This is a genomic window from Bacillus sp. AFS088145, assembly GCF_002564465.1.
Taxonomy (GTDB): domain Bacteria; phylum Bacillota; class Bacilli; order Bacillales; family Bacillaceae_G; genus Gottfriedia.
This window is the reverse complement of sequence record NZ_NUUX01000041.1, coordinates 12410-27147: the sequence shown is the minus strand read 5'-3', so window position 1 is coordinate 27147 and position 14738 is coordinate 12410. Positions and strand designations below refer to the sequence as shown.

General features: G+C 34.5%; 10 protein-coding genes and 15 tRNA genes. 23 read left to right on the top strand and 2 right to left on the bottom strand.

What is annotated here, in order from left to right:
* The first annotated feature begins 39 nt into the window (after positions 1-39).
* The 15 genes from COI44_RS20695 to COI44_RS20625 all read left to right on the top strand — a co-directional run bounded on the left by COI44_RS20695 (position 40) and on the right by COI44_RS20625 (position 1602).
* Positions 40-116: transfer RNA gene (locus COI44_RS20695), tRNA-Pro, on the top strand.
* 10 nt (positions 117-126) lie between these two features.
* Positions 127-199 (top strand) — tRNA-Ala (locus COI44_RS20690).
* A 28-nt stretch (positions 200-227) separates the two neighbouring features.
* Positions 228-301: transfer RNA gene (locus COI44_RS20685), tRNA-Met, on the top strand.
* A gap of 9 nt (positions 302-310) precedes the next feature.
* Positions 311-387, top strand: a tRNA-Ile gene (locus COI44_RS20680).
* 8 nt (positions 388-395) lie between these two features.
* A tRNA-Ser gene (locus COI44_RS20675) sits at positions 396-488 on the top strand.
* A gap of 79 nt (positions 489-567) precedes the next feature.
* Positions 568-644: transfer RNA gene (locus COI44_RS20670), tRNA-Met, on the top strand.
* 3 nt (positions 645-647) lie between these two features.
* Positions 648-723: transfer RNA gene (locus COI44_RS20665), tRNA-Asp, on the top strand.
* 8 nt (positions 724-731) lie between these two features.
* Positions 732-807: transfer RNA gene (locus COI44_RS20660), tRNA-Phe, on the top strand.
* 192 nt (positions 808-999) lie between these two features.
* Positions 1000-1072 (top strand) — tRNA-Thr (locus COI44_RS20655).
* Between the two features lie 9 nt (positions 1073-1081).
* A tRNA-His gene (locus COI44_RS20650) sits at positions 1082-1157 on the top strand.
* Positions 1158-1163: 6 nt separating this feature from the next.
* Positions 1164-1234: transfer RNA gene (locus COI44_RS20645), tRNA-Gly, on the top strand.
* Positions 1235-1250: 16 nt separating this feature from the next.
* Positions 1251-1327, top strand: a tRNA-Ile gene (locus COI44_RS20640).
* A 20-nt stretch (positions 1328-1347) separates the two neighbouring features.
* A tRNA-Asn gene (locus COI44_RS20635) sits at positions 1348-1422 on the top strand.
* A 6-nt stretch (positions 1423-1428) separates the two neighbouring features.
* Positions 1429-1519: transfer RNA gene (locus tag COI44_RS20630), tRNA-Ser, on the top strand.
* Positions 1520-1530: 11 nt separating this feature from the next.
* Positions 1531-1602, top strand: a tRNA-Glu gene (locus COI44_RS20625).
* Between the two features lie 335 nt (positions 1603-1937).
* Here the strand turns inward: COI44_RS20625 and COI44_RS20620 are convergent.
* Positions 1938-2324 carry a hypothetical protein gene (locus tag COI44_RS20620; protein ID WP_286164021.1) on the bottom strand — a complete coding sequence of 129 codons (387 nt, stop codon included), beginning with the start codon at positions 2322-2324 and terminating at the stop codon, positions 1938-1940.
* A 359-nt stretch (positions 2325-2683) separates the two neighbouring features.
* Between COI44_RS20620 and COI44_RS20615 the strand changes: the two genes are divergently transcribed.
* The 8 genes from COI44_RS20615 to COI44_RS20580 all read left to right on the top strand — a co-directional run bounded on the left by COI44_RS20615 (position 2684) and on the right by COI44_RS20580 (position 13610).
* On the top strand, positions 2684-3238 hold the full coding sequence (locus COI44_RS20615) for a bifunctional transcriptional activator/DNA repair enzyme AdaA (RefSeq protein ID WP_098429613.1): 555 nt from the start codon (positions 2684-2686) through the stop codon (positions 3236-3238).
* A complete protein-coding gene (locus COI44_RS20610) occupies positions 3235-4134 on the top strand; it encodes a DMT family transporter (protein ID WP_098429612.1) in 900 nt (299 codons plus the stop codon). Before COI44_RS20615 ends, COI44_RS20610 begins: the two co-directional genes overlap by 4 nt.
* A gap of 685 nt (positions 4135-4819) precedes the next feature.
* Entirely contained in the window at positions 4820-6748 is a 1929-nt protein-coding gene (gene glgB, locus COI44_RS20605) for a 1,4-alpha-glucan branching protein GlgB (RefSeq protein WP_098429614.1), read from the top strand.
* Complete coding sequence (locus COI44_RS20600) at positions 6696-7823, top strand: glucose-1-phosphate adenylyltransferase (RefSeq protein ID WP_091023734.1); 1128 nt, start codon at positions 6696-6698, stop codon at positions 7821-7823. Before glgB ends, COI44_RS20600 begins: the two co-directional genes overlap by 53 nt.
* A 48-nt stretch (positions 7824-7871) precedes the next feature.
* A complete protein-coding gene (locus COI44_RS20595; protein WP_097979327.1) occupies positions 7872-8891 on the top strand; it encodes a GlgC family sugar phosphate nucleotidyltransferase in 1020 nt (339 codons plus the stop codon).
* Positions 8885-10318 (top strand): glycogen synthase GlgA, encoded by a 1434-nt coding sequence (glgA, locus tag COI44_RS20590; protein ID WP_098429611.1) that lies wholly within the window; start codon positions 8885-8887, stop codon positions 10316-10318. Before COI44_RS20595 ends, glgA begins: the two co-directional genes overlap by 7 nt.
* A gap of 25 nt (positions 10319-10343) precedes the next feature.
* Complete coding sequence (locus COI44_RS20585; RefSeq protein ID WP_098429610.1) at positions 10344-12752, top strand: glycogen/starch/alpha-glucan phosphorylase; 2409 nt, start codon at positions 10344-10346, stop codon at positions 12750-12752.
* Positions 12753-12815: 63 nt separating this feature from the next.
* On the top strand, positions 12816-13610 hold the full coding sequence (locus COI44_RS20580; RefSeq protein WP_098429609.1) for a lipase family protein: 795 nt from the start codon (positions 12816-12818) through the stop codon (positions 13608-13610).
* 81 nt (positions 13611-13691) lie between these two features.
* Here COI44_RS20580 and COI44_RS20575 read toward each other — a convergent pair whose 3' ends face one another.
* A complete protein-coding gene (locus tag COI44_RS20575; protein ID WP_098429608.1) occupies positions 13692-14480 on the bottom strand; it encodes a TIGR00266 family protein in 789 nt (262 codons plus the stop codon).
* Positions 14481-14738 lie beyond the last annotated feature (258 nt).

The following is a 14738-nucleotide window of genomic DNA, read 5'->3' as shown; positions in this document are numbered from 1 at the left end:
CTTTCGGGCGCGCCATATTATTTCACCTGTAATTCTGAACGGGAAGTGGCTCAGCTTGGTAGAGCACCTGGTTTGGGACCAGGGGGTCGCAGGTTCAAATCCTGTCTTCCCGACCATTTAAAACATGGGGCCTTAGCTCAGCTGGGAGAGCGCCTGCCTTGCACGCAGGAGGTCAGCGGTTCGATCCCGCTAGGCTCCACTTAAAGAAACTTAAATTAACTTATTATGGCGGTGTAGCTCAGCTGGCTAGAGCGTACGGTTCATACCCGTGAGGTCGTGGGTTCGACTCCCTCCGCCGCTACTTATTTAAGGACCTTTAGCTCAGCTGGTTAGAGCAGACGGCTCATAACCGTCCGGTCGTAGGTTCGAGTCCTACAAGGTCCACCACTTATAATGGAGTAATACCCAAGTCTGGCTGAAGGGATCGGTCTTGAAAACCGACAGGGGTGTAACAGCCCGCGGGGGTTCGAATCCCTCTTACTCCTCCATTTTTATTAAAGTTTATATTAATGGATCTAACTTAGTTAGTATCTAGAATGGAACTATATTAAATAGTATCCACATTATCGCGGGGTGGAGCAGTCTGGTAGCTCGTCGGGCTCATAACCCGAAGGTCGCAGGTTCAAATCCTGTCCCCGCAACCAAATGGTCCCGTGGTGTAGCGGTTAACATGCCTGCCTGTCACGCAGGAGATCGCCGGTTCGATCCCGGTCGGGACCGCCATTTAAGTTGGCTCGGTAGCTCAGTCGGTAGAGCAGAGGACTGAAAATCCTCGTGTCGGCGGTTCGATTCCGTCCCGAGCCACCATCTTAAATATAAAAAATGATTATTATAATAAGCCGACTTAGCTCAATTGGTAGAGCACGAACGAATAAGCTTCGTAGCAAAACCTCAGCGTACTTGTCGAGCAACATCTTGAAATTCTTCCTGAGACAAGGACGACTAAGAGATGAACTAAATATTGCAATAAACAAAATTAAGTAATATAACTTATAATAAGCCGACTTAGCTCAATTGGTAGAGCAACTGACTTGTAATCAGTAGGTTGGGGGTTCAAGTCCTCTAGTCGGCACTCTTTATGGCGGTCGTGGCGAAGTGGTTAACGCATCGGATTGTGGTTCCGACACTCGTGGGTTCGATTCCCATCGGTCGCCCCATATTTTGCGGGTGTAGTTTAATGGTAAAATAGAAGCCTTCCAAGCTTCGGTCGTGGGTTCGATTCCCATCACCCGCTTTTTATAAAATTTAATGGGCCTATAGCTCAGCTGGTTAGAGCGCACGCCTGATAAGCGTGAGGTCGATGGTTCGAGTCCATTTAGGCCCACCATTAAATTTAAAATTAATTTTTCCGCAGTAGCTCAGTGGTAGAGCACTCGGCTGTTAACCGAGTGGTCGTAGGTTCGAATCCTACCTGCGGAGCCATATGATAGAGAAGTACCCAAGTGGCTCAAGGGGCGCCCCTGCTAAGGGTGTAGATCGGGTAACCGGTGCGAGGGTTCGAATCCCTTCTTCTCTGCCATATTTTTTTTTGGCCCGTTGGTCAAGCGGTTAAGACACCGCCCTTTCACGGCGGTAACACGGGTTCGAGTCCCGTACGGGTCATATCTAAAGCTCAGTTATTTGTGATAACACAGGTAACTGAGTTTTTTATTTGTCTTTTATTAGGACTTTAGACAACATTCTTTAATAGGTCCGCTTTTCTTCATTATATTAGAAGGTTCTTCATTCGTTTTAAGATGTACAGAGTTCATCGTTCCGATATAGAGCTTTTATCGTGGTAAATAAAGATAGAAGCTTATTTCATATACTCAAAAAAGAAAAAAAGTTATAGTTTTAGCTAAAACTCCTTAAAGAGTAATTTAATAATAAATTTTCTCATGTATACGAAAAAAAACGGACTAACTGAATTGTTAATCCGAATTTTAGTAAACTTTGCTTTACACAGTTACTTGTTCATTTTTCAACATTTTTTGATATGCTCTAATTTCATCATCTGAAAAGACATTAGTTGCTAACCTTTTCACTTGACTCCAGTATTCTTTAAATTCGTTATATTCATATCCTTGCTCCTCAATAAAATCAACTAAACTGCCACCCGTAAAGAAAATATGTGCTTTTGGGTAAGCTGCATCCCAATAAATATTCCCTCGTAGATTCAATATGTTTTCTGTCTCTTTTAGAAATAAAGTAATGGAAACAGCACATCTCAGTCTTAGTTCTCCACGATCTCGCCCTTCTCCTTTTCCATTAATCTTCATTCGGGTCACATATTCTTCATTTTCAAAACAGATAGCCTTTTCACTGATTTTAAATTCAATCATCATTATATCCTCACCCTTTAGTTAACAACGTCGTTAATATCCATTATTTTAAGTATACTTCAAATAATATTACTAAAGTGTTTTAAACAGCTAGTTATTAAGTTGTTTTTTGTTAAAGTAAAAAATTGATTTCATTTAGTATCTAAAAGGTAGGATCAGTTATGCTTTCATTTTTTAAGGTTGTAAAGTTATTGCGAAATATAAGAGACCTATGTAGATTGAAAAATTGTAGGTTTTCTTCAAAATGATCAGATGGTCTATTAACTATTATCCTTCTTCCAAAGAAATTAGAAAGCAAGAAATTGAAAGCAAGCGCATGATCTTAGTGTTAAAATGTGAATAGCTAAAGATGAGGTGATTAAATGAACGGATTAAATAATCAGGTCATGTGGGATGCAGTTGAATCATGCAATGAAAACTACGATGGAATATTTATATATGCAGTTAAATCCACTGGAATCTGTTGTAAACCTTCGTGTAAATCAAGAACCCCATTAAAGGAAAATGTATCATATTATCCTTCATTTTCTTTGGCAATTAAAGATGGGTACCGTCCATGTAAAAGATGTCGTCCTGAATTACTTCACTCAAATGAGGAGGATATTATTTCAACTGCAAAACATTTTATTGAAAAAGAATATCGAAATAGCTTAACATTAGATCGGTTAGCAATTGAAGTTGGAGTAAGTAAATTTCATTTGCAAAGATTATTTAAAAAATCCACAGGTTTATCGCCGTTAGAATACGCAACTAAGCTAAGAATGATAGAAGCTTTGAGATTATTACGAGATACTGAGAAAACCATAACTGAAATAGCGCATAATCTTGGTTTTAAAGGATCGGCACATTTTTCAAGCATGTTTCGTCATCATTTTAATTACACTCCAACTACATTCAGAAAGGAGTTAAATAAATGAAGTTAAAAGACGGAATAGCTTTATTGAGCCTAGCAGCATTATGGGGAGCGTCATTTTTATTTATTCGAATAGCTTCGCCAGTTTTTGGACCAATTTTAACAATACAGGGAAGAGTTATAATTGCTGCGTTTGTACTGATGCTATATTTGGTTATTACTAAAAAGTCATTACAGTTTAAAAAGAGATGGAGGCAATATTTAATAATAGGGGCATTAAATGCAGCAATTCCATTTACATTAATTGCTACATCAGCATTATATTTGCCAGCCTCAATGTCATCAATTTTAAACTCTTTGACGCCATTATTTACAGCGCTGGTTGTTTTTATATGGACGAAAGAAAGGTTGAGTATTCGAAAGCTGACTGGAATAATAGTAGGATTAATAGGAGTAATCTTGTTAGTAGGATGGAGTTCAATTCCGTTTACTTATGATGTTAAAATAGCAATAGGACTAGCAGTTTTGTCGACTATTTCATATGGAGTTGCAGGTGTTTATGCAAAGAAAGCATTTACTTTAGTACCACCACTTTCAATTGCAGCTGGTCAACAAATTGGTGCTGCAATTTTACTTTTACCTTTTACACTTCTAAATTTCAGTGCATCTATAAATAAAGTATCAGGAGTTGCTATATTGGCGGTTCTAGGATTAGCATTATTTTGTACTGCTATAGCATATTTATTGTATTTTTATCTGATCGAAAGTGTTGGACCTACAAAAACATTAAGTGTTACTTTTTTAATACCAGTGTTTGGAATAATCTGGGGAGTTTTTATTTTGAAAGAACATATTACATTAGGGATGTTGTTTGGTTTTCTTGTCATTTTATGTGGTGTATTCTTGATTTCAGATATTCGTTTACGTGTAATAACATCAAGTAAGCGAATGCAAGTCTAATAAGCTTTTAAATAATAAGACAAAAAAGGATTTTCGTAAAAACGAAGATCCTTTTTACTATATTACGATTGTTATTTTATTGAGCTAATAAAAAGACCTACCAATGGAGGTAAATATACTCAAGTATTAGTAAATTTGAAACGAATCTACATGAATCTCATTAATTTTTGTTGAATTGCCTAAAATGGAAGTTAGGTAATTAAAATTCACTTTTTGGGATCAATAAGTATTGTTGCTTGGTCTTCCATATTACAGCATAAATTGAATTCGGTTAGAAATTATTTTTACTTTTACAACTAAATTTCCAAATAATTTGCTAATGGTTTCTAAATATTTTTCAAAAAAATCCTCTCCCCTTAATTCGACAATCTTCTACAATTCTTTTTAAAAATAAAGTTTATTTGTTATAAAAGTGGGAAATATGTATGAAATTTTATGAAAAATCAAAAATTTACAAATTGTTACAAGGGAATTTCAAAATATAATGTATAAATATACATTAATATTCGTTCGACAAATTCGACATTTTTACGACAAATGCAATAATGACAACGGTTTCATGAATGGTTATTCATTTTATTAAAAAAGTTTTTGAATTTTTTTTGCATAAAAACAAGGTGATTATATATATTTGTAGAATATTAAGAGATAGAAGAATTTAAGAGATTGTAATGAGGTGAGGATGTTGCTTTTGACACGGCCAACTGAGTTTGATGTGCATTTATTCCATGAGGGAAGTTTATTCCATAGCCATGAATGCTTTGGGGCACATGTTGTAAAAAAAGGGAATAAAGTTGGAACTACTTTTACAGTGTGGGCTCCACATGCGAAAGGTGTCTCAGTTGTTGGGGACTTTAATAATTGGAATGGTTCTGAACATAAAATGGAAAAGTTGAACGATCAAGGGATTTGGACGATATATATCCCCGAAATTGGTCATGGGACGATATACAAATATGAAATTTCAACCATGCGTAGTGAAGTTTTATTAAAAAGTGATCCTTTTGCTTTCTATAGTGAACTAAGACCAAGCACAGCTTCGATCGTTTATGATCTTTCGGGGTATAAATGGAAAGATACAAAATATCGTAAGCAGAAATTTAAAAAGTCAGTATATGAAGAACCAGTTTTAATTTATGAGGTACATTTAGGTTCTTGGAAAAAGAAGAAAAACGGTGATTTCTACACTTATGCAGAACTAGCGACAGAACTAATTCCATATGTAAAAGATCATGGTTTTACACATATTGAAATATTACCATTAGTTGAACATCCATATGATCGTTCTTGGGGGTATCAAGGGGTAGGATATTTTTCGTCTACTAGTCGATATGGAAATCCTCATGAGCTAATGAGCTTTATAGACGAATGTCACCAGAACGGGTTAGGAGTCATTATGGATTGGGTGCCTGGTCACTTTTGTAAGGATTCTCATGGATTATACATGTTTGATGGTGAACCGACATATGAATATGAAGGTTATGATGCTAGAGAAAATGAAGTGTGGGGAACAGCTAATTTTGATTTATCAAAACCGGAAGTAAAATCATTTCTTATTTCAAACGCTCTATATTGGATGGAATATTTTCATATTGATGGTTTCCGAGTAGATGCTGTTGCAAATATTTTATATTGGAAAAATAGAAATGAAGAGAATCCTTTTGCAACTCAGTTTTTAAGACGATTAAATGAAGCGGTATTTGAACATGATCCACAAGTATTAATGATTGCTGAAGATTCTACTGATTGGCCATTAGTTACTGCACCTACATACGAAGGTGGATTAGGTTTTAATTTTAAGTGGAATATGGGTTGGATGAATGATGTTTTGACTTATATGGAGACTCACCCAACGGAAAGAAAGCATCATCATAATCAGATGACTTTCTCGTTTTTATATGCCTTCTCAGAAAATTTTGTTTTACCTTTTTCACATGATGAAGTAGTACATGGTAAGAAATCTCTGTTAAATAAAATGCCAGGTACATATGAGGAAAAATTTGCTCAATTAAGGGTACTATTTGGTTATTATTTATCTCATCCAGGTAAGAAACTTCTATTTATGGGAAGCGAATTTGGGCAATTTGATGAGTGGAAGGATTTAGAGCAAGTTGATTGGATGATTAAAGATTATGAATATCATTCCAAGATGAATAAATATTTCAAAGAATTATTATCAATTTATAAAAAAAATAAATCACTTTATGAAGTTGATAATCATTGGGATGGATTTTCATGGATTGATGCAAATAATGCAGATCAAAGTGTATTTTCATTTATCCGTAAAGGAAAAAACAAAGAGGATTATGTCATCGTAATCTGTAATTTTAGAGAAATTTCTTATGAAACATATCGAATTGGAGTACCTGCAAAGCATCGATATAAAGAATTGCTTTCAAGTGACTATGTACAATTTGGTGGCGATAGTAAAATAAATCGTTCTGCCATTGAATCAGAAGAAATACCATTCCATGGTTTACCATACAGTATTGAAATAGCATTACCTGCCTTTAGTTTTACAATCATTCGTCCAGTTAAAATGCGAAAGGGGATTAGCAGCAATGGTTCAGAAAAAATGCGTAGCAATGTTACTAGCAGGGGGAAAAGGGAGTAGATTAAGTTCTTTAACAAAAGAACTAGCAAAACCAGCCGTAGCTTTCGGAGGTAAATATCGAATAATAGACTTTACTTTAAGTAATTGCACAAATTCAGGTATTGATACTGTTGGGGTGCTAACTCAATATCAGCCACTAGTACTAAACTCATATATTGGTATAGGAAGTGCATGGGACTTAGATCGCTTAAATGGTGGGGTAACTGTTTTACCACCATATTCAGAAGCATCTGGAGTTAAATGGTATACAGGTACTGCAAGTGCAATTTATCAAAATTTAAATTATATAAAGCAATATCAGCCTGAATATGTTTTGATTCTTTCAGGTGATCATATTTATAAGATGGACTATAGTAAAATGCTAGACTATCACATTGAAAAAGAGGCAGATGTATCGATTTCAGTTATCGAAGTTCCGATTGATGAAGCTAGCCGTTTCGGAATTATGAATACAAATGATGAAATGGATATTATAGAATTTGAAGAAAAACCTCAATATCCGAAGAGTAATTTAGCTTCAATGGGAATTTATATTTTTAAATGGAATGTTTTAAAAGAATTTTTAGAGATGGATGATCGTAATCCAGAATCAAGTAATGACTTTGGTAAAGACGTTATTCCGCTTTTATTAGAAGAAAAGAAAAAAGTAGTTGCTTATCCTTTCAAAGGTTATTGGAAAGACGTTGGTACAGTAAAAAGCTTATGGGAAGCAAATATGGATTTGTTAAATGAAGATAGTGAACTAAATATATATGACCGTGATTGGCGCATATATTCAGTTAATCCAAATCAACCGCCACAATATATTGCACCTACAGCAATCGTTGAAGACTCTCTAATTAATGAGGGGTGTGTTGTTGAAGGCTTTATATCACATTCTGTATTATTCCAAGGTGTAACAATCGGAGAAGGCAGTATGATTAAAGATTCTGTCGTTATGCCGGGTTGTGTTATTGGAAAAGATGTTCGTATTGAAAGTGCAGTAGTAGCTCCTGGAATGGTTATTCCTGATGGAAGCCTTTTAGGTCCTGAGAAAGATTATGAAGAGGTTATTCTAGTTACAAGCGGAGAATAAGAGGTGGCTCATTCCTCAAATAGAAAAATAGATTGAGAGGGTTATTTGATGAAACATACTATGCTAGGAATAATTGAGGCGTCAACACATTTTGAATCTTTAAAGCCGTTAACACAGCATCGACCATTAGCAACACTTCCTTATGCAGGTCGATATCGTTTAATCGATTTTATGTTAAGTAATATGGTGAACTCTGGTATTACGAGTGTCGCTGTATTTCCTGATCAACCTTATCGATCAATTATTGATCACTTAGGCTCTGGTAAACATTGGGACTTAAATCGTAAAAAGGATGGGCTATTTATTTTTACGCCAGAACCAACTGATGGAGCTTTTGGTACATTCGATTTCATCGAAAAACATATTCAATTTTTACAACGTTCTACTCAAAAGTATGTAGTAGTAGCAAATACTTATACGATTTGCTCTGTGGATTTTAGACCAGTTTTAAAGAGACATATCGAAACAAATGCACAAATTACTGAGTTAAAGCAGTTCGGTAAATCTTTAAATATCTATATCCTTGAAAAAGAGTTATTGTTAAAGCTTTTTGAAAACTTCCACGAAAAAGGCTATGAAACAATTATGGACGTTGTACGCGATCAAAATAATGAGGTTGAACTAAGTGCGTATGAAATACCTCAACAAGTTTCAATTATTCAAACAATTGAGGATTATTTCGAGCAAAGTATGAAATTATTAAATCCTGAGATATGGAATCAATTATTCTTAAAATCTTATCCTGTCTTTACTAAGGTTAAAGATGAGCCACCAACAAAATATTCAAAAGAAGCAATTGTAAAAAATTCAATTGTAGCTAATGGATGTGAAATTGAGGGAACGGTTGAAAATAGTATTATTTCAAGAGCTGTGAAAATTGGAAAAAATACAATTATTCGAAATTGTGTTGTTATGCAAAAATCAAACATTGGAGATAATTGTATATTAGATGGCGTTATATTAGATAAAGATGTTCGAATAGAAGATGGTGTTGAAATAAAAGGAAGCTTAAGTGAGCCAGTAGTGCTTCAAAAAGGTTCAGTCCAAGGAGCGTTGATTCAGTGGTAAATGTTTTATATATTGTTTCAGAATGTGTACCATTTGTTAAATCGGGAGGGCTTGCAGATGTTGCAGGCGCTCTCCCTAAGTATTTAAATAAACTAAATACGAATGTAAGAGTAATGCTTCCATTCTACTCGTTAATTCCTGCTAAATATAGAGATGAAGCTAAGCTAGTTAAAGAGCTATCTATAAATCTAGGCTGGAGAAAACAGTATTGTGGTTTATTTGAATTGAAAGTAGAAGGTACAACTTATTATTTTATTGATAACGAGTACTATTTCAATCGTGATAAGTTGTATGGTCATTTTGATGATGGAGAGCGTTTTGCATTCTTCTCTCTAGCTGCAATTGAATGTATTAAAGAATTAGACTTTAAACCTGATGTTATACACTGTCATGACTGGCATACAGCAATGATCCCATTTTTCATGAAAGAGTATGGCGTATTTAAAGATATTAATCCAAAAATGAAATCTGTATTTACAATCCATAACCTTCAATTCCAAGGCGTATTTTCAAAAGAAGTAATGGACGATATGTTAGGAATTGATGAACAATATTTTCGCGATGACTATTTGAAATTTTACGATTGTATCAACTTTATGAAAGCTGGAATCATTTCAAGTGATTTCGTAACAACTGTTAGTCCAACATATAAAGAAGAAATTAAGCATGAATTTTTCGGAGAGCAATTAGATGGACTATTACGTGAGCAAGATCACAAACTTTTTGGGATTGTTAACGGAATTGATGAAACAATTTATAATCCAGCTACGGATCGAAAAATTCACTCTAATTTCGATGAATTTACAATCGAAAATAAGACAGAAAATAAATTGAAATTACAGGAGTCACTCGCATTAAAAATGGATGAAAATATTCCAATTATTGCAATGGTTTCCCGATTAACAAGTCAAAAAGGCATTGATCTTATTCAACACGTATTCTCTCAAATTATGGATTATAATGTCCAAGTAGTAATTTTGGGTTCTGGTGATGAAGAATTCGAGAACTTTTTTAAAGCAATGGAGCATAACTACTACGAAAAAGTTAGAGCTTATATTGGATTTGATGAACGCTTTGCTCATCAGATTTATGCAGGTGCAGATTTATTCCTTATGCCTTCACTATTTGAGCCATGTGGACTTGGTCAGCTTATTGCGATGAAATACGGGTGTGTTCCAATCGTAAGAGAGACTGGGGGGCTAAATGATACTGTCCAGTCATATAATGAAGAGACAAAGAGTGGAAATGGTTTTACTTTTACTAACTATAATGCTCACGATATGCTTCACACAATTGAACGTGGATTGAGTATTTATGAGAATAAAAAACATTGGAAATCAGTCAGAAGGAATGCAATTAGAAGAGATTCAAGTTGGTTAAAATCAGCTAAAGAATATGCAAAACTATATATGCAGTCTTCAAAGTAAAAATCTTTTAGGGCGAGGTGATTCCATGTTTTCTAGTGTGGAGGAGTTTGAGTGGGGTTTTAAAGAGAAGCTAGAAAGTATGCATGGAAAGAGTACTGCAGATAGTACTACTCAAGAGCAATTTCAAACACTTGGAACGATGATTCGCGAACATATAAGCGGTAATTGGTTAGGTACGAGTGAACAATACCGCTTAGAGCGGAAAAAACAAGTTTATTATTTATCAATTGAATTCTTATTAGGAAAGCTTTTGAAAAGTAACTTAATTCATCTAGGGCTTAGAGAGTTATGTGAAACTGGCCTCGAGAGATTAGGAATTTCTTTAAGTGCTCTTGAGGAGTTTGAAAGCGATGCTGGTCTTGGGAATGGTGGACTTGGACGGCTAGCATCTTGTTTTCTGGATTCTCTAGCATCACAAGACTTGCCTGGTCATGGATGTGGCATCCGCTACAAACATGGCCTATTTGACCAAAAAATTGTTGATGGATATCAAGTCGAGCTACCTGAACAATGGCTGAAATACGGAAATGTTTGGGAAGTTCGAAGAGATGATGAAGCAATTGAAGTTTTATTCGGTGGAGAAGTAGAATCATTTAATAATAAAAATCGATTGGAATTCCGCCTTCATGGTGCAGAAGCAATCACAGCGGTACCATATGATTTACCGATTATCGGCTATCATACAAACACAGTAAATACATTAAGATTATGGAGTGCTGAAGCATCTACTCATTCCTCAAATAAATCACTGATGAAATATAAGCGAGAGGCTGAAGCAGTTTCAGAATTCTTATATCCAGATGATACACATGATGAAGGAAAGATATTACGTCTAAAACAGCAATATTTTTTAGTTTCTGCAAGTATTCAAAGAATAGTAGATTCATATAAGGAGCAGTACGGTAATATTCGTAAGCTCCATGAAGAAATTGCTATTCATGTAAATGATACACATCCAGTTTTAGCAATTCCAGAGTTAATGAGAATTTTAATCGATGTTGAAAAGTTATCCTGGGATGAAGCATGGGAAATTACAACTCAAACGATTTCATATACGAATCATACAACTTTGTCGGAAGCACTTGAAAAATGGAGGGTTGATTTATTTAAGCCTTTATTACCAAGAATTTATATGATTGTAGAAGAAATAAATGAGAGATATTGTAAAGAGCTTTGGAACAAATACCCAGGTGATTGGGATCGAATTGAACAAATGGCTATAATTGCCCATGGAGTCGTTAAAATGGCTCATTTAGCAATTGTAGGCAGTAAGAGCGTTAATGGAGTTGCTGAAATCCACACTGAAATTTTAAAACAAAGAGAAATGAAGCTTTTTTATGAGCATGAACCATTTAAGTTTAATAATAAAACAAATGGTATTACTCATAGAAGATGGTTACTCCAATGTAATCCTGAGCTTAGTAGCTTAATAAATGATTCGATCGGAGACGGTTGGATACACGAACCAACTCAACTTGAGAATCTATTAGAATATCAAGATGACGATGCATTCTTAACGCAATTTATGAATGTAAAGAAAAAGAGAAAAGAAGTTCTCGAACATTATGTTCACTATACAAATGGAATTGCATTAGATACAGATTCAATTTTTGATATTCAAGTAAAGCGAATGCATGCATATAAAAGACAATTATTAAATGTTTTACATATCATGTATTTATATAATCGTTTGAAGGAAGATTCACATTTTAAAATGCATCCTAGAACCTTTATTTTTGGAGCAAAGGCATCTCCTGGTTACTACTTTGCTAAAAAGATCATTAAATTAATTCATTCAGTAGCTGATATTGTTAATAATGATCGCTATATAAGTCAATTTATTAAAGTAATTTTTATTGAAAATTACCGAGTTTCATTAGGTGAAATTATTTTTCCAGCAGCGGATGTTAGTGAACAAATTTCGACAGCAAGTAAAGAAGCTTCGGGTACTGGGAATATGAAATTTATGATGAATGGTGCTTTAACGCTTGGTACACTTGACGGTGCTAATATTGAAATTTTAAGAGAAGTTGGCGAGGAGAATATTTTTACATTCGGACTTACAGCTGACGAGGTATTAAATTATTACCAACACGGTGGATATAAAAGCAGTGATTATTACCATCATGATCTGCGAATAAAAAAGGTATTAGATCAAATGCTACATGGATTATTTCCGTTACCAAGAGAAGAATTTGAACCAATTTTTGATTCGCTCATGTCTTATAATGATGAGTATTTCTTACTTAGAGATTTCTCTTCATATGTAAAAGCGCATGAATGTATCAATCACACGTATCAAAACAAAAGGGATTGGGCTATAAAAAGTCTTAACAATGTTGCGAAATCGGGATTTTTTACGAGTGATCGCACGATTCGTCAATACGCATCAGAAATATGGAATATTCATCAAAGAACCTTACACCATTCCTAACCTCCTCTTAGATTATTAGGAGGTTTTTCATATAATGATGAAAAGCGAGAAAGGAGAGATACGTTGAAATTCCTTTCAGTTGACTATGATAAGGCCTTAGAACTATTACTTTGCATTGAACAGGCATATGTTCAGTTTGATAATGATGGTAAATTTATGATTCCAGCAAGCTATTCATTAGTAGATACAATTAAAGCATGTGCAATTAGCCAGCTAGAATGGTTTGGCTATATTATTGAAAATGATGAATCCGTAATCATTGTGTTTCGAGGAACGAAATCAGATATGGATTGGTTAGTTGATTTAAAAATTGATCAAGACGTATTTCCTTATGTGATGAACGGTGGGAGTGTCCATTCGGGGTTTCTATCAATTTATCAATCTTGTCGAGAAATGCTTTTAGCAATTGTGAAGGAAAAGGCTCTTTCAAAAAAAATATTCATAACGGGGCATAGCTTAGGTGGTTCATTGGCCACGTTATTAGGATATGAAATAGCAATGACTGGAATTTGTAACCCGAATGTCTATTCATTTGGCTCTCCAAAAGTAGGAAATATAAAGTTTAAAGAAAACTACGATGAACATGTTAGGCATAGTTTAAGATTTGTAAATCTATATGATATGGTCCCTTTAAGCCCACCCTTTAAAGTAGAAGTGAAGCCATTAAACATTTATTTAGAATACGTTCAAGTGAAACATCCAATCACTTTTTCACTAAATAAAGGGTCTATTAAGGATAGTCACCATCTATCGACTTATATTGAAGGTGTTAAGAAGATGCAGTTGGATTATGATTATACTCCAACCTTTACTTACAAATTACGTGAGGCAGAACCAGAAGAAGAAGAAGTAATCTAATAGTACAGAAAAAAACTAGTCAAGATTTCGTTGACTAGTTTTTTGTATGTAAACAAAAAAACGCTTTTAAAGTAGTTTGAATTAATCATTACCATCCAGTAGATTTCCAAGGCCACCTAATATACTTCCTTCTTCTTTAGATGAGTTTGGTAAGTATTGACCAATTCGAGAAGCTAATCTTGCTAAAGTTAATGATTGAACCCAAATTGTTCCAGGTCCTTGTAATGTAGCGAAGAATAGACCTTCTCCTCCAAAAAGTGCTGTTTTTACATTTCCAACATATTCAATTTCATAATTAACATCACCAGTGAAGCCAACAATACATCCGGTATCGATTTTAATTTTTTCACCCGGTTGAAGAGTTTTTTGGTAAATTGAACCACCAGCATGTAAGAAAGCAAGGCCATCACCTTCGAGTTTTTGCATGATAAAGCCTTCGCCACCAAATAGGCCGGTACTTAATTTCTTTCTAAACTCGATCCCAACTGAAGTTCCTTTTGCCGCGGCTAAGAAAGAATCCTTTTGACAAATAATTTTATTTCCATACTCATGTAGATCTAAAGGTATGATTGTTCCAGGGTATGGTGCCGAGAAACTGACTGTTTTTATTGAGCTAGATCGGTTTGTAAAACTAGTCATAAACAAGCTCTCACCTGTAACAAGGCGCTTACCCGCTCCAACCAATTTTCCAAATAATCCACCTGATTGCTGTGAACCGTCACCAAAAATTGTTTCAAGTTCGATACCATCATCCATCATCATCATTGCTCCAGCTTCAGCAACGACTGTTTCCTTTGGATCAAGCTCTACTTGTACAAACTGCATATCATGGCCATGAATTTTATATGTAACTTCATGAGAATTTTTCATTTTTATGCCTCCTTTTAGTTTAACTATACAAATATTGTAATGCTAAAATCTAGTTATTTAATAATAAAAAATTTGATAAATTATTACATAATCCTCATTTATTTTGACTATTTAATGAGAAAATATTCCATTTTTATAGGAAACTAGATAGGTCTAAATGTATAAAAGATAAATTATAAGAATTATATAAAAAATTCTCTCAATTAAGCCTAAGTGTCATTGACGCACTTTTTTAGATATGATATATTTAAGTTACTA